At 71.9% G+C, this 18,008-nt stretch carries 13 protein-coding genes and 1 tRNA gene; 7 read left to right on the forward strand and 7 right to left on the reverse strand.

The window, feature by feature from the left end; genetic code table 11:
* Positions 1–169: 169 nt before the first annotated feature.
* Positions 170–2,452 (reverse strand): catalase, encoded by a 2,283-nt coding sequence (locus ACIP94_RS18815; RefSeq protein WP_402426403.1) that lies wholly within the window; start codon positions 2,450–2,452, stop codon positions 170–172.
* 216 nt (positions 2,453–2,668) lie between these two features.
* Between ACIP94_RS18815 and ACIP94_RS18820 the strand changes: the two genes are divergently transcribed.
* Positions 2,669–3,070 (forward strand): hypothetical protein, encoded by a 402-nt coding sequence (locus tag ACIP94_RS18820; RefSeq protein WP_402426405.1) that lies wholly within the window; start codon positions 2,669–2,671, stop codon positions 3,068–3,070.
* Positions 3,071–3,082: 12 nt separating this feature from the next.
* On the opposite strand, the gene ACIP94_RS18825 is transcribed toward ACIP94_RS18820, so the two are convergent.
* Positions 3,083–3,385 carry a plasmid stabilization protein gene (locus ACIP94_RS18825; protein WP_402426407.1) on the reverse strand — a complete coding sequence of 101 codons (303 nt, stop codon included), beginning with the start codon at positions 3,383–3,385 and terminating at the stop codon, positions 3,083–3,085.
* Between the two features lie 141 nt (positions 3,386–3,526).
* Positions 3,527–5,296 carry a thiamine pyrophosphate-binding protein gene (locus ACIP94_RS18830; RefSeq protein WP_402426409.1) on the reverse strand — a complete coding sequence of 590 codons (1,770 nt, stop codon included), beginning with the start codon at positions 5,294–5,296 and terminating at the stop codon, positions 3,527–3,529.
* A gap of 203 nt (positions 5,297–5,499) precedes the next feature.
* Here ACIP94_RS18830 and ACIP94_RS18835 point away from each other — a divergent pair, with 203 nt between their 5' ends.
* From ACIP94_RS18835 to nrfD, 3 genes are read left to right on the forward strand one after another with little or no spacing between them, the layout of a single operon-like run.
* Positions 5,500–7,140, forward strand: a complete 1,641-nt coding sequence (locus tag ACIP94_RS18835; RefSeq protein WP_402426411.1) for a cytochrome bc complex cytochrome b subunit — start codon at positions 5,500–5,502, stop codon at positions 7,138–7,140.
* A gap of 25 nt (positions 7,141–7,165) precedes the next feature.
* On the forward strand, positions 7,166–8,212 hold the full coding sequence (locus ACIP94_RS18840) for a 4Fe-4S dicluster domain-containing protein (RefSeq protein ID WP_402426413.1): 1,047 nt from the start codon (positions 7,166–7,168) through the stop codon (positions 8,210–8,212).
* Entirely contained in the window at positions 8,209–9,240 is a 1,032-nt protein-coding gene (gene nrfD, locus ACIP94_RS18845; RefSeq protein WP_402426415.1) for an NrfD/PsrC family molybdoenzyme membrane anchor subunit, read from the forward strand. Before ACIP94_RS18840 ends, nrfD begins: the two co-directional genes overlap by 4 nt.
* Before the next feature lie 19 nt (positions 9,241–9,259).
* Here nrfD and ACIP94_RS18850 read toward each other — a convergent pair whose 3' ends face one another.
* A complete protein-coding gene (locus ACIP94_RS18850) occupies positions 9,260–9,652 on the reverse strand; it encodes an HAD family hydrolase (protein ID WP_402426417.1) in 393 nt (130 codons plus the stop codon).
* Between the two features lie 391 nt (positions 9,653–10,043).
* Here ACIP94_RS18850 and fdh point away from each other — a divergent pair, with 391 nt between their 5' ends.
* A complete protein-coding gene (gene fdh / locus ACIP94_RS18855) occupies positions 10,044–13,304 on the forward strand; it encodes a formate dehydrogenase (RefSeq protein ID WP_402426419.1) in 3,261 nt (1,086 codons plus the stop codon).
* A 25-nt stretch (positions 13,305–13,329) separates the two neighbouring features.
* Here the strand turns inward: fdh and selD are convergent, their stop codons facing one another.
* Positions 13,330–14,355, reverse strand: coding sequence for a selenide, water dikinase SelD (gene selD / locus ACIP94_RS18860; RefSeq protein WP_402426421.1), 1,026 nt, complete (start codon positions 14,353–14,355; stop codon positions 13,330–13,332).
* Positions 14,356–14,545: 190 nt separating this feature from the next.
* Here selD and ACIP94_RS18865 point away from each other — a divergent pair.
* Positions 14,546–14,641: transfer RNA gene (locus ACIP94_RS18865), tRNA-Sec, on the forward strand.
* Positions 14,642–14,995: 354 nt separating this feature from the next.
* A complete protein-coding gene (locus ACIP94_RS18870; protein ID WP_402426423.1) occupies positions 14,996–15,589 on the forward strand; it encodes a DUF4352 domain-containing protein in 594 nt (197 codons plus the stop codon).
* A gap of 74 nt (positions 15,590–15,663) precedes the next feature.
* On the opposite strand, the gene ACIP94_RS18875 is transcribed toward ACIP94_RS18870, so the two are convergent.
* Positions 15,664–16,125 (reverse strand): excalibur calcium-binding domain-containing protein, encoded by a 462-nt coding sequence (locus ACIP94_RS18875; RefSeq protein WP_402426425.1) that lies wholly within the window; start codon positions 16,123–16,125, stop codon positions 15,664–15,666.
* Positions 16,126–16,200: 75 nt separating this feature from the next.
* Complete coding sequence (locus ACIP94_RS18880; RefSeq protein ID WP_402426427.1) at positions 16,201–18,006, reverse strand: SelB C-terminal domain-containing protein; 1,806 nt, start codon at positions 18,004–18,006, stop codon at positions 16,201–16,203.
* Positions 18,007–18,008 lie beyond the last annotated feature (2 nt).

Below are 18,008 nucleotides of genomic sequence, written 5' to 3' on the forward strand. Positions count from 1 at the left end.
CGCCGGGGGGGGGGGGGGGGGGGGGCGGGGGGGGGGGGGGGGGGGGGCGCGGCCCCGCCCCGGGGGGGGGGGGGGGGCCCGGGGGGGGGGGGGGGCCCGGGGGGGGGGCCCCCCGGCCCCCCCCCACGGCCTGGGAGGAGCCCGGGTCCGGTGCCGGTGGCACCAGCCCTCAGCCTCCCGAGGTGAAGCGTTCCCAGACGCGGTGGGCGCCCAGCAGGCCGGTGAGCTGCTGCAGGGTGGCGGTGCCCCTGTCGCCGATCACCACTCCGGGCGCGTCCGTGGGTACGCCGGCCGCGTTCAGAGCGGCCTCGCCGCCCGCCCAGGCCCCGATGGCCTTGCCGTGGCGGAAGGCTTCGGACAGCAACAGGCTCACCCGCGGATCGGATGTCGCCTGCCGGGGAGCGGCGGGGGCGCCCTTGGCGTCCCGGGCGCCGTAGGCGTCGCCGCCCACGCCGGGTGTTCCGGCCACGAGGAGGGCGTCGAACTCGACGGAGCGCGCGGTGACGTAGGTACGCTGCACCGTCAGCGCGCCGTCGCCCGCCCCGACCTTGCCGCCGGTGGGCGCCACCACCAGTGGCACCATGCCCGCTTGAAGCACCGCGTCGCGCACGGCTCGGACACCGTCGAGGTCGCCGTCCGAGCCGGTCACGATGCCGATGACGCGTCCGCTCGTGGGCCATGTGTGGCCGACCTGGGAGAGTGCCGGGCTGGGCTCGACCTCGGCCAGGGGCATGGTGGGCTTGGGCTCCGGCAGCCCGAGGCCGACGGCGACCTGCGCGCACAGTTCGGGATCGATATTGGCCAGGACCTGCAAGGCCCGTTCCTTGACGGCCTGTTCGTAGCACTTGCCCAACTCGAAGGTGTAGGCGCCGATGATGTGCTCGCGTTCCACCGGGCTCATGCTCAGCCAGAAACGGCGGGGCTGGCTGAAGTGGTCCGCGAACGACTCCGGGGCCTGACGGACCTTGGTGGCTTCCGGAACGCGCACCGGCGCCTCGACATACGCACCGTTGTCCGCTCCCGCGACGAACGGGCAGCCGCCGTCGAGTGAGTTGGGCCGGTACGGCGCGACGCCCCGGTGCACGGCCGTCTGGTGCATGCCGTCGCGCAGCATGTCGTTCACGGGGGCGTGCGGGCGGTTGATCGGCAGCTGCGGGAAATTGGGGCCGCCGAGGCGCGTGATCTGGGTGTCCAGATAGGAGAAGAGCCGCCCCGCGAGCAGCGGGTCGTCGGTGATGTCGATGCCGGGGACGAGGTGGCCCACGTGGAAGGCGACCTGCTCGGTCTCGGCGAAGAAGTTCGACGGATTGCGGTTCAGGGTCAGCAGCCCGATGGGCTGCACGGGGGCGAGTTCCTCCGGGACGATGTTCGTCGGGTCCAGCAGGTCGATGCCCTCGAAGGTCTGGTCCGAGGTGTCGGGGAAGGTCTGGATGCCGAACTCCCACTGCGGATGGGCACCCGCCTCGATGGCGTCGGCGAGATCCCGGCGGTGGAAGTCGGGGTCGACGCCGTTGATGATCTGCGCCTCCTCCCACACCAGGGAGTGGACGCCGAGCTTCGGCTTCCAGTGGAACTTCACCAGTGTCGTCCCGCCCTTCGAGTCCACCAGGCGGAAGGTGTGAACGCCGAACCCCTCCATCATGCGGAACGAGCGCGGGATGCCGCGGTCGGACATGTTCCAGAGCGTGTGGTGGGTGGCCTCGGTGTGCAGGGTGACGAAGTCCCAGAATGTGTCGTGCGCGCTCTGCGCCTGGGGGATCTCCCGGTCGGGATGCGGCTTGCCGGCGTGGATGACGTCCGGGAACTTGATCGCGTCCTGGATGAAGAACACCGGGATGTTGTTGCCGACCAGATCGAAGACGCCCTCGCTGGTGTAGAACTTGGTGGCGAATCCCCGGGTGTCGCGGACGGTGTCGGACGATCCACGAGATCCCAGCACCGTGGAGAACCGGACGAACACCGGGGTCTCGATGTCTTTGGCGAGGAAGGCGGCCTTGGTCACGGAGGCCGCCGTGCCGTAGCTCTGGAAGACACCGTGCGCGGCCGCGCCACGGGCGTGCACCACCCGCTCCGGGATGCGCTCGTGGTCGAAGTGCATGACCTTCTCACGCAGGTGGTGGTCCTGGAGCAGTACGGGGCCACGGGGCCCGGCCTTCAGCGAGTGGTCGGTGTCATACAGCCGGGCGCCCTGCGCGGTCGTCAGATAGCTGCCTCCCTGGGCCATCACCGCCTGGTCGGCACCCGTGGGCTGACCCGTCGGTGACATGGTGTCGGGACCGCTCTGGTCCGGCTTCGGCGGAAGCGGGTCCCTGGGCTCGGTCGGCTCCTCGAGCGGCGGTGACTCAGGTCCGGGCTTCCCCGGAATGCCCTCCTCCGGACCTGCGCCGTCGCTGCCGTGCATGCTGCCCGCGAGCTTCCGCGCCGCACGCTTGGCGGGATTGGCCTCGGCCATACGGTTCCTCCTGAACATAACAAACGGGGTAAATGGGCGAATTCCGCGGTAAATCTCTCACGCCGCATGGCCGCGCGCAGCGGCGCGCCCCCAGAGACGAGCCGGTGCGTTTCGCCGTCGGCACGCCGGGCAACTCGTAGGACTCGACTGTCCGGGGAGTCGGCACGCCCGCGTCGGACAGTGCGCACGGTGTCGCTTTCCTTCCCGGGAGGCCCGATGAGCAGGCGGAAGAAGGGCGCAGCACGCGCCGAGACATCTCCGGTGGAGTTGTGCGATCTGTGCGCCGCGACCTTGCCGGCCGGCGACGCGGTGCGCGGCTATGTTCCGGACTCCTCCTCCGCGCAGTCGGGTGACGACTGGTTCGACGGTCTGCGCCTCGTCACCGCGTGCGGCGACGCTCATTTCCAGGCCGTCCGTGAGACGTACCGGCGTCGCCCCTTCGTGACGGAGGAGCTCTGGGCGGCCAAGATCACCCGGGCCCTCACCAACGGCCCGCCGGTGCTGTCCCTGGTACAGCTCGCATCCCGCACCGGCTTGCAGGAGCCACAGATCCGGCGGGCCGTCGCGTGGCACAACGAACGGCTGCGGCGGCAACGGCAGCGGCCAGTCGATCCCTGACCCGCCTTCCGGTCAGCGCCCAAGGGCCCTGGACAGCTGTGCCTTGTTCATCGAGGACCGTCCCTCGATGCCCTTGCGCTTGGCCTCTTCGTACAGTTCCTCGCGGGTGGGTCCCGACCGCGAACCGGCACCCGAGGAGCCGCTCCTGCTCGAGGAGGACCGGGACGACTTCGCCTGGCCCGCCTGGGCTCGCTGCTTGTTCACCGTTCGCGCCGCCATCTCCTTGGCCCGCCCGGTCGAGGCCCCGCGTTCCTGGGCGCTCTCCTTGATGTGCTCGTACTGCCGTTCCCGCTTGGAACCTGACTTCGCCGCCATGAGGGACCAACTCCTTAGGTTCGTGCGGCGCCGCCACCATCCCGCCGCGACGCCGCTTCCTGGGTTTCCCGCCTCACGGCACCGAAACGGCGGCACGCACGCCATTCGGGTGATGTCGTCGGCCAACTTCTCCCCCGCCCGTCACGAGGAAGGGAACAGGTCCCCGACCGCCGCGTGGACCTTCCGACGCAGAAGGCCGCGGGAGATCCTCGGCAGTGGCCGGTCCCCGCCACGCCGTGTTCCCTCGGCCGCCGCCCAGTCCGGCGGTGTCTCGCCGTCCACGACGAACTCCAGTACGGTCGGCCCCGCCGTCGCCAGGGCCTCCTCCCAGACCGCGCCCACCGCGGCCGGGCGCTCGCAGCGGACTCCCGTCAGGCCCAGCAGCCGCGCGTACTCCGCGTACGAGACATCGGGAACCTCCTGCGACGCGGGCAGAAGCGGGTCGCCGGCCTCGGTGCGGCGTTGCCAGGTGAGCCGGCTGAGGTCGTGATTGTTGAGGACGCAGAACACCAGTGGCGGCACCCCTTTCAGCCGGGCCCCATGGCGCCGCACGGTGATCAGCTCGTTCAGGCCGCTCGCCTGCAACGCGCCGTCACCGACCAGGGCGATCACCGGGCGGCCGGGGAACGCCAGCCGGGCGGCGACCGCGCCGGGCACGGACGCCCCGGGCATGGCCGGGTGCCCCGACACCACGGCGCTCATTCCGCTGCGGAGTTCCAGGTGCCGCGTCCACCAGTCCAGCGCGGTGCCGGAGTCCGCGACGACCACGGCCCGGTCGGGGAGACGCGCCGACAACTCGGCCACCACGGAGCGCGGATTGACCGTAGTGCCGAAGAACCGCTTCGCTCTCGCCCTTCCCTCCGTCCGCCACTCGCGCACCGCGCGTTCGACGTCCCCGCGCCATCCGCGGTCGCTCTTGCGCCGCAGCAGCGGCAGAAGCGCCTCGAGCGCCGTGACGACATGGCCCGTCACCCGCACCGGACCGTCGGGGCGCAGGCCGGCTCCGGCGTCCGTGTCGACGGTGACGACGCGCGACGAGGCCGGGTGCCGCACCCGGTCGAGATCGGTGTCCCCCGCTCCCACGAGCAGCAGCGTGTCGCATTCCCGCAGCAGGGCCGCGGCCAGCTCGCTGCCGAACGGGCCGACGACGCCCGTGGAACAGGGCAGGTCATCGGGCAGCGCATCACGGGCGAGAGGGGTCTTGGCCAACCCCGCACCGAGAAGTTCCGCGATGCCCGCCACCTGTTCGGAGGCTGCCACACCGTCGCGTCCCACCACGACGGCGACCCGGCGGCCCTCGTTCAGCACCTGGGCCGCCCGCGATACGGCCCGCTCCTCGGGCCGCCGCACCGGGGGCCGGAAGCCCACGCGCGCGGACCTCGGGCCGTCCTCACCGGCCAGGCCGCGCGCCTCCGCCTCGAGGAGACGGCGGGACATGACGAGTGTGCCGACACCCCGGTCACTCAGCGCGGCACGGAACGCCCGGTCCAGCGCGTCACCGACCACCTCGGCGTCGGTCACCAGCTCGCAGAACTGGGACACTTCCGCGCAGAGGCGGGTCGTGCGGACCGTGCGCCGCCCGCGCTCCACCCCCGGTACCGGGTCCTCCTGGCCCACGATGGCCACCACCGGCTCGTGGTCCAGCGCCGCGTCGTACAGGCCGCCCAGCAGACGCAGCGCGCCCGCACCCGACGGGACGAGACAACATCCGGCCGTGCCGGTCAGCTTCGCATGGGCACCGGCCATCAGAGCGGCCGACTCCTCGTGCCGCACCTGGACAAACTCCGGGCGGCCCTTGCCACCGCCGAGCGCGGTGACCAGCGCGTCGACCTCACGGCCGGGAAACCCGAACACCCTGTCCACGCCCCAGGTCCGCAGACGCGTCGCGACAAAGTCCGAGACAGTGGGCACGTGGGACCTCCCGCACCGGCCGGCGGCCGCTCCGCACCCGAGTAGCCAACACCACCACCGCCAAACAACGACCCCGCCGGCGAAACCGCGTTCCCGGCGGTTTCCCGCGCGCGACCCCGGGGGACTCGTGCCAGGCTCGAGGCGAAGGCGCACCATGGCGCACGGCGAGCGGCGAGGACGACCGGCAGGAGGGCGGACGCACCGTGGCGGTGTCTGACGAGGACGGCTCATCCCGGGCCGCTGCGCGCGGGCAACGAGTGGTGACGGCGCTCGACAAACGGCTGCCGGTCAGCTCCGCCTGCAAGGAGTTCCTGCGCAAGGCGTTCCCCGACCACTGGTCGTTCCTGCTGGGCGAGATCGCTCTGTACAGCCTGCTGATCCTCGTCCTGACGGGCGTGTTCCTGACCTTCTTCTTCCATCCGGACATGACGGAGCGGCCCTACACCGGCTCCTACGGGCCGCTGCGCGGCGTGATCACCACCGAGGCGTACGCGTCGGTCGTCAACCTCGGCTTCGACGTCCGCGGCGGCCTGCTCATGCGGCAGATCCACCACTGGGCCGCGCTGGTGTTCGTCGCGGCGATCGGTGTGCATCTGCTGCGGATCTTCCTCACCGGCGCCTTCCGGCGGCCCAGGGAAGTGAACTGGACGATCGGCGTCACGCTCTTCCTGCTGTCCCTGCTGGAAGGCTTCTGCGGTTACTCGCTGCCCGACGACCTGCTGTCCGGCACGGGCCTGCGCACGGCCCAGGGCATCATGCTCTCGATCCCCGTGGTCGGCACATACGCCTCCTTCTTCGTCTTCGGCGGCCAGTTCCCGGGGCAGCAGATCATTCCGCGCATGTACGCGGCGCACATCCTGCTGCTGCCCGGTCTGCTCCTCGCGCTGGTCACGGTGCACCTGGCGTTCGTGGTCTACCACAAGCACACCCAGTGGGCCGAGCCCGGCCGCACCAACCGGAACGTGATCGGCAAGCCGATGGTCCCCCAGTACACGGCGAAGTCCACCGGCCTGTTCTTCGTGGTCGCCGGCGTTCTCGCCCTGATGGGCGCGGTGATGCAGATCAACCCGATATGGGCCTTCGGCCCCTACCGTGCGGACCAGGTCACCCTGGACGCCCAGCCGGACTGGTACGTCGGCTTTCTTGAGGGCGCACTGCGCCTGATGCCCGCCGCGGAGACGAACTTCGCGGGGCACACCCTCGTGTGGGACGTCTTCCTGCCGGGTGCCGTCCTGCCCACGACAGTGTTCCTCGTGCTGTACGTCTATCCGTTCTTCGAACGGTGGATCACCGGCCCCCGGCCCGAGCAGCATCTGTGCGACCGGCCCCGCAACCAGCCCACCCGCACCGCCCTCGGTGCCGCCGCGGTCTCCGCCTATGCCGTTCTGCTGCTGGCGGGCGGACAGGACGTCATCGCCTACGTGTTCAAGGTTGCGTTGGAAGGGCTGACGTACACCCTGCGTGCCGCCCTGTTCGTCGTGCCCTTCCTGACCTATCACGCCACCAGGCGGGCCTGCCTGGGCCTGCAGGCGGCCGACCGCCGCCGTCTGCTGGAGGGTCAGACCGCCGAGGAGGTCCGGCGCACGGCCCGCGGCGGGTACCAGGAGGCGCGCATGCTGCTGCCCGCGGCCGAGGCGTACCGCATCCTCGTACGCGACGAGCCCCGGCCGCTCGCCCACGGGACGGAGGTCTGGCGCTGGTTCCGCAGGCACCGGATCCGCAACGCGCTGAGCCGGTGGTACTACGGCCGACGGGTCGAGATGCCCGCCACCGAATGGCAGCGCCGCCGCATCGACCTGGTGCGGGCCGGTCCGGGCGAGGCGGGCAGCGGCGACGAAAGCTGAGCAAGGCGAGCAAGGAGATCTGAGGATGACGCAGGTCAGCGCCGGGAAAGCAGGGGGGCCGGCCGGGGACGCGGTGCGCGGCAACCTGCTGTTCGGCCCGCAACCGGATGTGGCGGCGGCATCCGGGTACACCGACACCCCGCCGCGCATGGGCTTCTTCACGGACACCTCCGTCTGCATCGGCTGCAAGGCGTGCGAGGTGGCGTGCAAGGAGTGGAACGCCGTGCCGGAAGACGGCCTCGAGCTGACCGGCATGTCCTACGACAACACGCAAGGGCTCAGCGCGGACACCTGGCGGCATGTGGCGTTCATCGAGCAGCGCAAGCAGCTCGGCGGGCAGGAACCCGGCGTCGGCCACCAGGACGTCGACGTCTTCGACGCGGCCCGGCGGCTCGGCACCTCCCCTTCCTCCCCGGGCCCCGGAGCCACCGCCCCCGCGCCGGACGCGGCGCCCGCCGGCGCACCGAGCGGGGAGATCTCGCCGGTGTCGCCGGACGGACGCACCGAACTGCGCTGGCTCATGTCCTCGGACGTCTGCAAGCACTGCACGCACGCGGCCTGCCTGGACGTGTGCCCCACCGGCTCACTGTTCCGCACCGAGTTCGGCACGGTGGTCGTCCAGGAGGACATCTGCAACGGCTGCGGATACTGCGTGCCCGCCTGCCCCTACGGTGTCATCGATCAGCGCCCCGGCGACGGGCGGGCGTGGAAGTGCACCCTGTGCTATGACCGGCTCGGCGTCGGGATGGAGCCGGCCTGCGCCAAGTCCTGCCCCACCGACTCCATCCAGTTCGGCCCGCTGGAGGAGTTGCGCGAGCGTGCCGCCGTCCGCGTGGCGCAGCTCCATGCGGCCGGCGTGACCGACGCCCGCCTGTACGGGGAGAGCCCCGACGACGGTGTCGGCGGCGACGGGGCGTTCTTCCTGCTGCTGGACGAGCCGGAGGTGTACGGACTGCCGCCCGACCCGGTCGTCACCACCCGGGACCTGCCCGCCATGTGGCGGCACGCGGCGGCGGCCGCCGTGTCGCTCGCCGCGCTGGCCGTCGCCGGCTTCGTCAGGAGGCCACGATGAGCGGATCGGATGTCACCCGGGGCGGGATGGAGGGGGCCCGGCCCGGACGGGACGCCCTCACCGGCGCGTCCACCGGTCGCCGCCGGCGCCGCCGCGGACGCGGCGAGCAAGCCATGGTGCCCGAGGCGCAGTTCTCCTCCTACTACGGCAAACCGATCCTGAACCGGCCGACCTGGTCGGCGCTCGACATCGCGGGTTATCTGTACCTGGGCGGTCTAGCCGGCGCGTCGTCGCTGCTCGCCGCCGGGGCGCACGCCACCGGCCGTCCGGCACTGGCCCGGACGGCGAAGCTGGGCGCGGCGGGGGCGATCTCCTTGTCCCTGGCGGCGCTCGTGCACGACCTGGGCCGGCCCGCCCGCTTCGTCAACATGCTGCGCGTCCTCAAGCCCACGTCGCCCATGAGCGTGGGCTCGTGGCTCCTGGCCGGATACGCGCCGCTCACCATGGCCGCCGCGGCCACCGATGTCGCGCGCCGCTACCGCCTCGTCGGCGCCGCCGCCACGGCGGGAGCCGCGGTCCTCGGCCCCGCGGTCGCCACCTACACCGCCGTTCTGGTCGCCGACACCGCGGTTCCCTCCTGGCACGAGGGCTACCGCGAGTTGCCGTTCGTCTTCGCGGGATCCGGTGCGAGCGCCGCCGCCGGACTGGCCCTGGCCTGCGCACCGGCCGGGCAGACGCAGCCCGCGCGCCGCATGGCCGTGCTGGGAGCCGGCCTGGAGCTGTGCGCCTTCCGGGTGATGAAGCACCGGATGGGTCTGGCGGCCGAACCGTACGAGCAGGGCAGGCCCCGTGCGCTGCTGCGCTCGGCGGAGGCTCTCACGGCGGGCGGCGCCGCGCTGGCGGTCCTGGCGGGGCGACAAGCGGGCCTACGACAAGGACGGCTGCTCGCGGCGGCGGCCGGGGCGGCCCTGATGGCCGGCTCGGCCGCCCTGCGGTTCGGGGTGTTCCATGCCGGGGTGGCCTCGGCCGAGGACCCCAAGTACACCGTCGTACCCCAGCGGGAGCGGCTGAACGGGCGCTCCCGCTGACGGCCGGCCCGAGGCGGGCTCACCCGAGGGCCAGGCGACGCGCGAGATCGGCGAGCCCGGTGGCCTCCCGGTCGGCGGGACGCAGCGCTGCCGGGTAGGGAACGGGTGTCCGCCGCAGCCAGGCGGTGGACAGACCCGCCCGTCCGGCGCCGTCGACGTCCCAGGGGTGCACCGAGACCAGCATGGCCTGTGCGGCCGGTGCGCCCACCGTGCGCAGCGCGTAGGCATAGGCGGCCGGGGCGGGCTTCCAGCTGCCCGCGCCCTCGACGTCGAGGTGCGTCTCGAAGCAGTCCCCGAGTCCGGCCCCCTCCAAAACCGCCCGGGTGATGTCGGCCGAGCCGTTCGTCAGGGTCACCAGGCGATGTCCGGCCGCGTGCAGGGCTCGTACACCGTCGGGCACGTCCGGGTGCACGGGCAGCCCGGGCAGGGCGGACAGGCCAGGGCCACCCGGACATTACGGGCGGGACGTGCGCTCCGCGAGGGGACACACCGCAGGCCGGAGTCCCCGGCGGTCCGGTTTCACACCTGGCCGCCGGGGGCACCGGTTTGGCCGGACGGGCGACGGGTACCCAGCAGCGACCGGGCAGGGAGAGTGGCACGGAGGCGTGGCATGACGTGGCGTTCGGGGATGCCGCGTTCGCCCCGCTGCGGGAGAATCCGGCACAAGGACGAATCGGAGCACCCGCTCTGCCACAGAAGAGGAACCGTGTGAGCGGGGTCCACACCGGCTGAACACGACGGCCGGCGAACGGTCGGACGCCGCCGAGCAGTACCGAACGGGCATCACCGAAAGGGCCGACGACATGGGCGTGCGCACATGGATCGACTCCTGGCCGGTCTACCGCCAGTTGACGGGGAAGGATCCCCTGGGCCGCGGGGCCGCGGCCAAGAGCGGCACCAGCGCACGGCTCGCTCCCCGGGTCGCCACCGCGGACCGGGTGGTCAAGTCGGTCTGCCCCTACTGCGCCGTCGGCTGCGGTCAGAGCGTCTATGTCGAGGACGAGCGGGTGACCCAGATCGAGGGCGACCCCGACTCGCCCATCTCCCGCGGCCGGCTGTGTCCCAAGGGTGCCGCGAGCCTTCAGCTGACCACGGGTGAGGCCCGCCGGCACTGCGTCCTCTACCGGCGTCCGCACGGCACCGAGTGGGAGCGCCTCGACCTCGACACGGCGATGGACATGATCGCCGACCGGGTGATCGCGGCCCGCCGCGAGGGCTGGCAGTGGGAGGTGGACGAGACCCGCACCCGGCGGACGCTCGGCTTCGCCAGCCTCGGCGGTGCGACGCTGGACAACGAAGAGAACTATCTGATCAAGAAGCTCTTCACCGCCCTGGGAGCGATTCAGATCGAGAACCAGGCGCGTGTTTGACACTCCTCCACCGTTCCCAGTCTGGGAACCTCGTTCGGACGCGGCGGCGCGACCAACTTCCAGCAGGACCTGCAGAACGCGGACTGCATCGTCATCCAGGGCTCGAACATGGCGGAGTGCCATCCGGTCGGGTTCCAGTGGGTGATGGAGGCCAAGGCCCGCGGCGCGAAGGTGATCCACGTCGATCCGCGGTTCACCCGCACCAGCGCGCTTGCCGACCTTCACGTGCCGTTGCGCGCGGGCTCGGACATCGCCTTCCTCGGCGGAGTCGTCAACTACGTGCTGCAGAACGACAAGTACTTCCGCGACTACGTCGTGGCCTACACCAACGGGCCGGTCATCCTGCGGGAGGACTTCCGTGACGCCGAGGACCTCGCCGGCGTCTTCTCCGGGCTGGACGTCGACAGCCGCAGCTACGACAACAGCGGCTGGCAGTACGAGGGCACGGAGGTGCAGGCGGCCTCCGGCGAACGCGACCAGGAGTACGAGCAGCGCACCGAGGGCGGCAGCTCGGTGGCCGAGGCGGCCCGTGGCGAGGCGCACGGCGCGGGCGGCGCCGTCATCGGCGAGGGCGAGCCCGAACGCGACGAGACGCTGGCCCATCCGCGCTGCGTCTTCCAGGTCCTCAAGCGGCACTACGCCCGCTACACGCCCGACATGGTGGAGAAGATCTGCGGCGTACCGCAGGACCTCTTCCGCCAGGTGTGCGAACTGGTCACGGAGAACTCCGGGCGCGAGCGGACCACCGCCTTCGCCTACGCGGTCGGCTGGACCCAGCACACGGTGGGCGTGCAGTACATTCGCGCGGCAGCGATCCTGCAGAGCCTGCTCGGCAACATCGGCCGGCCGGGCGGCGGCATCCTGGCCCTGCGCGGGCATGCCTCCATCCAGGGCTCGACCGACATTCCCACCCTGTTCAACCTGCTGCCCGGTTACATCCCGATGCCGCACGCGCACAAGAACGAGGACCTGGAAGCCTTTGTGAACGCCGAGGCGGCCCACAAGGGCTACTGGGGCAACATGCGCGCGTACCTCGTGAGCCTTCTCAAGGCCTACTGGGGTGACGCCGCCACCCCCGACAACGACTTCTGCTTCGACTATCTGCCGCGGCTGACGGGCTCGCACTCCACCTACGAGACGGTGATGGCCCAGCTCGAGGGCACGTGCAAGGGCTATTTCCTGATGGGTGAGAACCCCGCGGTCGGCTCGGCCGACGCCAAGATGCAGCGCCTCGGCATGGCCAACCTCGACTGGCTCGTCGTACGGGACTTCTCCCTGATCGAGTCGGCCACCTGGTGGAAGGACGGGCCGGAGATCGAGACAGGCGAGTTGCGCACCGAGGACATCCGCACCGAGGTGTTCTTCCTGCCGGCCGCCGCGCACACCGAGAAGGACGGCAGCTTCACCAACACCCAGCGGCTGCTGCAATGGCACCACACGGCCGTCGAGCCGCCGGGCGAGGCCCGCAGCGACCTGTGGTTCACCTTCCACCTCGGCCGGATCATCCGCCGAAAGCTCGCCGGGTCGACCGACGAGATGGACCGTCCGCTGCTCGATCTGACGTGGGACTACCCCACGAAGGGTGAGCACGCCGAGCCGGACGCGGAGGCAGTCCTCGCCGAGATCAACGGCCACGACGCCGAGGGGAACCCACTGGCGTCCTACGAGCAGCTCGCGTCCGACGGCTCCACGGCCTGCGGCTGCTGGATCTACTGCGGGGTCTACGCGGACGGCGTCAACCAGGCGGCCCGGCGCAGGCCGGGCGGGCAGCAGAACTGGGTGGCCAACGAGTGGGGCTGGGCCTGGCCGGCCAACCGCCGCATCCTGTACAACCGTGCTTCGGCCGACCCCGACGGCAAGCCCTGGAGCGAGCGCAAGGCGCTGGTGTGGTGGGACGAGGACCAGGCCGAGTGGGTCGGCCACGACATCGCCGACTTCGCCCACGACAAGTCCCCGTCCCACCGGCCGTCGCCGGACGCGACCGGGGCGGAGGCACTCTCGGGCACCGACCCGTTCATCATGCAGGCCGACGGCAAGGCCTGGCTCTATGTGCCCTCCGGGCTGACCGACGGCCCGTTGCCGACGCACTACGAGCCGCAGGACTCGCCGTTCCCGAACCTGCTGTACGACCAGCAGCGCAATCCGGTGCGGCAGTTGCTGCCCCCGCATCCCGACAACCGCTACCAGCCCAGCGGCGGCGACCCGGGAACGGAGGTGTTCCCGTACGTGGCCACCACCTACCGGCTCACCGAGCACCACACCGCGGGCGGAATGTCCCGCTGGCAGCCCTATCTGGCGGAGCTGCAACCGGAGTTCTTCTGCGAGGTGTCCCCCGAACTCGCGGCCGAGCGCGGCCTCGAGCACACCGGCTGGGCGACGATCGTCAGCGCGCGGAACGTGATCGAGGCGCGTGTGCTCGTCACCGACCGGGTGCCGTCCCTGACCGTGCACGGGCGCACCCTGCACCAGGTCGGACTGCCCTACCACTGGGGTCCGAACGGCTACAGCCGCGGCGACGCGGCCAACGAGCTGGTGCACATGGCCCTCGATCCCAACACCCACATCCAGGAGACCAAGGCCTTCGCCGTCGACATCCGGCCGGGACGCCGGCCGCGGGGCCCGGCTGCCCTGGAGCTGGTGCGGGTCTACCAGGCGCGGGCCGGTATCGACGACCGCACCGGCAGGGAGCCGTGATCCGGGAACGGCCGGGCCGGGAACCTCACTTCAGCACGACCGAGTGCGGCCCGCGCCGGACGAGCTCCCCGACCACCGGCGCCCCGGGCACCTCGCCCGCCACGAGCAGTCCGCCCGAGGTCTGGGCGTCGGCCAGGAGCAGCCGGGTGTCGGCGTCCGTGTCCCCGAAGTCCGTGAAGGGGGCGACCCACTCCAGATTGCGGCGGGTACCGCCGCTGACGTAGCCGTCGCGTACGGCCTCCCATGCCCCGTCGAGGTACGGCACGGCGGATGTGTCGATCACGGCTGTCACGCCGGACGCCCGCGCCAGCTTGTGCAGATGGCCGAGGAGGCCGAAGCCGGTCACGTCCGTGGCGCAGCGGGCACCCGCGTCCAGGGCCGCGGCGGCCGCGTCCCGGTTGAGGGTCGCCATGGTGGCGATCGCCTGCTCGAACCGCTGACCGGTGGCCTTGTGCCGGTTGTTGAGGACACCGAGGCCGAGGGGCTTGGTCAACGACAGCGGCAGGCCCGGCCGGCCGGCGTCGTTGCGCAACAGCCGCGACGGATCGGCCAGTCCGGTGACGGCCATCCCGTACTTGGGTTCGGGATCGTCCACGCTGTGGCCGCCGCCCACATGGCAGCCGGCCTCGGCCGCGACGTCCAGTCCGCCGCGCAGCACCTCGCGCGCCAGGTCGAAGGGCAGCACCTCACGCGGCCACGCGAGGAGGTTGACGGCGACCAGTGGACGGCCGCCCATGGCGTACACGTCGGACAGGGCGTTGGCCGCGGCGATGCGCCCCCAGTCGTACGGGTCGTCGACGACGGGGGTGAAGAAGTCGGCGGTGGCCACCACTGCGGACGCGGCGGCGGTGCCGTCGGCGGCGGGCAGTGTGACGACGGCGGCGTCGTCGCCGGTGGCCGGCCCGACGAGGAGCGAGCCGTCGCCCACGACGGGCGGCGCCGTCAGCGCGCCGACGATGTCCTCCAGCTCGCCGGGCGGGATCTTGCAGGCGCACCCTCCGCCGTGCGCGAACTGGGTGAGCCGAACGGGTGTCTCACGCGTCAGGGTCATACGGGGCGTCCTTCGTCCGATGGTGGGTCGCGGCCACACGTCTGTGCACCGGGCTTGGGGTACCGCCGTACGGCCTTGTCGAACCTGCCGCCGTCGATTCCGGCGGGGCGGAAGGGAATCGAGGCCGCCTGCACCAAGGGTGTGGCCGGTGCGGGCGGCAGCGAGACCTTCCAGTAGCCTGGCGGGCGGTGGAGGCGTGTGGGTGCCTGGTGGCCCTCCCGGTCTTCAAAACCGAGGTGTCCGAGGATCTCGGGCAGGCGGGTTCGATTCCCGTCCGCCTCCGCCAAGGTATCCGCCACCGCCCGTCCAGGGGCGGAGCCACTCGCACGCCGGGCCCGACACGGGCCGATCACGGTCGCCTCACAGCTTGGTGCCGGGCATCAGGAAGCGTGCGCACAGGGACTGCACGTCGTTCCCGTCCGCGTCGCAGCGGTGCACGCTCCGAGAGCCCCTGGCGTAGACCCCGCCGCATTCCCCGTCACAGCGGAGCCGCCCTATGCGGGCGCCGGCCTCGACGTCAGGGGGCGACGACAGAATGGGGGTCCAGGTTCCCTCAACGCTCAACTTTTTTCGTGGACTGTGCAACCATACGGTTCCTTCACATGTCCTTCATGTGTAAACCACAGCCCTGGGGGGACCTATGCGCACCCGCACTCACATCAGACTCGCCACCGCCGCCGCCATCGGGGCGCTCGCCCTCACCGCGTGCAGCTCCGGCAGCTCCGTGGTCGACAAGCCCAACGCCAGTGCCCCCGCCAAGGCCGACACCGGCAAGAACACCGCGAAGAAGGCTGCCAAGAAGAGCGCCGCGCCCAAGGTGGCCAAGGTCGGCGACACCATCACCGCGAAGGGCATGGATGACGGCAGCCAGCTCGACGTCACCCTGGTCAAGGTCGCCGACCCGGCGAAGTCCAGCGACGAGTTCACGACCCCGGAGGCCGGGAAGCGGTTCGTCGGCGTGCAGTTCAGGCTCGTCAACACCGGAACCAAGGCCTACAGCGACAGCCCCTCCAACGGCGTCCAGATCGCCGACAGCGAGGGCCAGCAGTTCGAGACCACGTTCGCCGACATCACGGCCGGCCCGTCCATGTCGTCCGACGTGAGGCTGAAGCCCGGCGCGAAGGCGCTCGGCTGGATCGTCTTCGAGGTGCCGAAGAACTCGAAGGCGGCGACCGTCCAGTTCACGATGGACTCCGGATTCTCCGACCAGAGCGCGGAGTGGAAGCTGTCCTGACCTGACGCCGGCCCGGCCGCGGTGGGGCGCGGCCGGGCTTGGTGCTCACCCGGCGTCTCGGCGGCTCCCCGCCCTCACTCGCACGCGACGCCGTCGCCGTCCCGGTCGAGATGGGAGTCGTACCCAGGCTGGCCCCGGTACAGGGGCGCTGCCCCGGCCGCGCGGGCCGCGCTGCAGTTGGCGTAGTAGACGCTTCCGCCTCCTCCGCTGCCGCTGTCGTCGCCGCCGGATCCCCCACCCGCGGCCAGGGCCTTCGCGGTGACGGTGACTCGGACCTTCACCGTCTTGGTGGCGGTGACGGTCGGAGCCGCCTGTGGCGTTGCGGTCGCTGTCGCGGTGACGGTGACGGTGACGGTCGGCCGGATGTTGTCCGCTGCGGCCTTCGTCTTGGTGGTGGTGTCGGTGCCCTGACCGCTGCCGCCCGCGCCGACACCGATGAAGAACGCGAGCGCCAGTGCGGGGAGCACGTAGCGCTTCCGCGCCCACTTCGGCGCGGGTCTGACCGGCTGTGATGGCAGGGTGTACGGGTTTGTCATGTGGCCCCACACTGTGTCGGAGCGATGACGGTAGCGCCTCGTGGGGGTACCCGACCGGACTGGGACAGCGGTGACCTATTCGTCATCGTGCACGCTTTCGTGGACGCTCTCCGCGCAGCGGCGGCGCTGGGCGTCCACCCGTTGTGTGTAGCCCTTGGCGTCCAGGAACTCCAGCAGCGGCACGGCCACTCTGCGCGTGGTGTCCAGGGCTCGGCGGGCCTCGCTGAGGGTGAACGGCTGGGGCAGCCGGCGCAGGATGTCGGCTGCCCGGGCGTCCGCGCCGGGGAGCAGCACGATGCCGTCCGTGACCGCCAGCAGCGCCCCCGCGGAGACCGCGGCGGCCACCGCCTTGCGGGTGAGCCCCAGTTCGCTCAGACGGTCCGCCTCCGGAGCGCGGAACGGTGCCGCCTGAAGTTCACGCCGTACGGCGTCGACGGCCGCCGCGACGGGCGGTGGAAGCGTGGGCCGGTCACGGCCGGGCCCGTACAACCGGCCCTGGCGCCGACTCAGTTGCGTGGCGCCCGGCGTCCCGGCCAGGGCATCCACCAGCGATCTGTCGGGCAGGCCGAGGAGGCGACGGGCCGCCTCGGCCGGCAGGCCCGGCTCCAGAGGGTGCCGGCGTGCGTAGCGTTCCACTTCGGTGGCCAGCCGCTCGCGCAACCCCGCCCAATGGGTTGCGTCCACCAGCCAGTCCTCGACGACGGGCGCCGTGGGCGGCGGCACGCCCATCGCCAGCAGCTCGGAGCGGCGCACGAGTCGGCGCCGCCGTAGCTCCGCGACCCCGTCCGGCCGGCCGGTCATGGCGGCCAGCTCCGCGGCCCTGGCCCGGCCCGCTCCCCGCCGGGCCAGCCGGGGCGGGCGCACGTCCAGCACGGTCACACCGCAGGGTGGGCGCCGGCCGCCCGGTTCGCGCAGCACCGCGCGGTCGCCGACGCGCAGGGGCAGTCCGTGCCGCAGGGTCAGCCTCGCGGTGTCCTCGCCCAAGGGTCGTACGGTCACGGGGACGGCGGCCGTGCCGATGTGCAGGGTGACCTCACGGGGCAGTTCACCGGCCGGTTCTCCGGTGATGCGGACGTCGATCACGTCGGCGAGCAGCCAGCGGTCGGGGGCCAGCAGCACCTGCCCCCGCCGCAGGGCGCCGGCCGCTGCGCCGTGCACATTGACGGCCACGCGCGCCACCCCCGTGACCGCGGACCGTTCCTCGTGCAGGCACTGGAGCCCGCGCACCCGCAGCACCGCCGAGTTGTCCCCCGTCACCAGGCGGTCCCCGACCCGCAGGGTGCCCGCGCCGAGCGTGCCGGTCACCACGGTGCCGTGGCCACGTACCGTGAAGGCGCGATCAAGCCACAGCCGTGTGTCCGCGTCCGCGGGCGGGTCCGGCAATCCACCGGCCAGCCGGGTCAACTCCGTGCGCAGCTCGTTCAGTCCGGTGCCGGTCACGGCGCTCACGGCGACGGACGACACGCTGCCGAGCGAGGTGGCGGCCATGCGCTCGACGGCGTCGGCCCGTACGGGTTCGGGGTCCGCCAGGTCGCTGCGGGTCACCGCGAGCACGGCGTGGCGCACCCCGAGCGCGTCGAGGATCGCCAGGTGCTCCTGCGACTGCGGCTGCCAGCCCTGGTCGGCGGCCACCACGAACAGGACGGCGGGCACGGGGCCGACCCCGGCGAGCATGGTCGCGACGAACTTCTCATGGCCCGGCACGTCGACGAAGGCGAGGTGCTCCCCGTCCGGGACGAGCCGGGTCCATACAAAGCCGAGATCGAGGGTGAGGCCCCTGCGGCGTTCCTCTTCGTAGCGGTCGGGTTCCATTCCGGTCAGCGCCCGTACGAGAGCGGACTTGCCGTGGTCGACGTGCCCGGCGGTGGCCAGCACCCGCATGA

The organism is Streptomyces sp. NPDC093261, from assembly GCF_044753645.1.
Classification (GTDB): domain Bacteria; phylum Actinomycetota; class Actinomycetes; order Streptomycetales; family Streptomycetaceae; genus Streptomyces.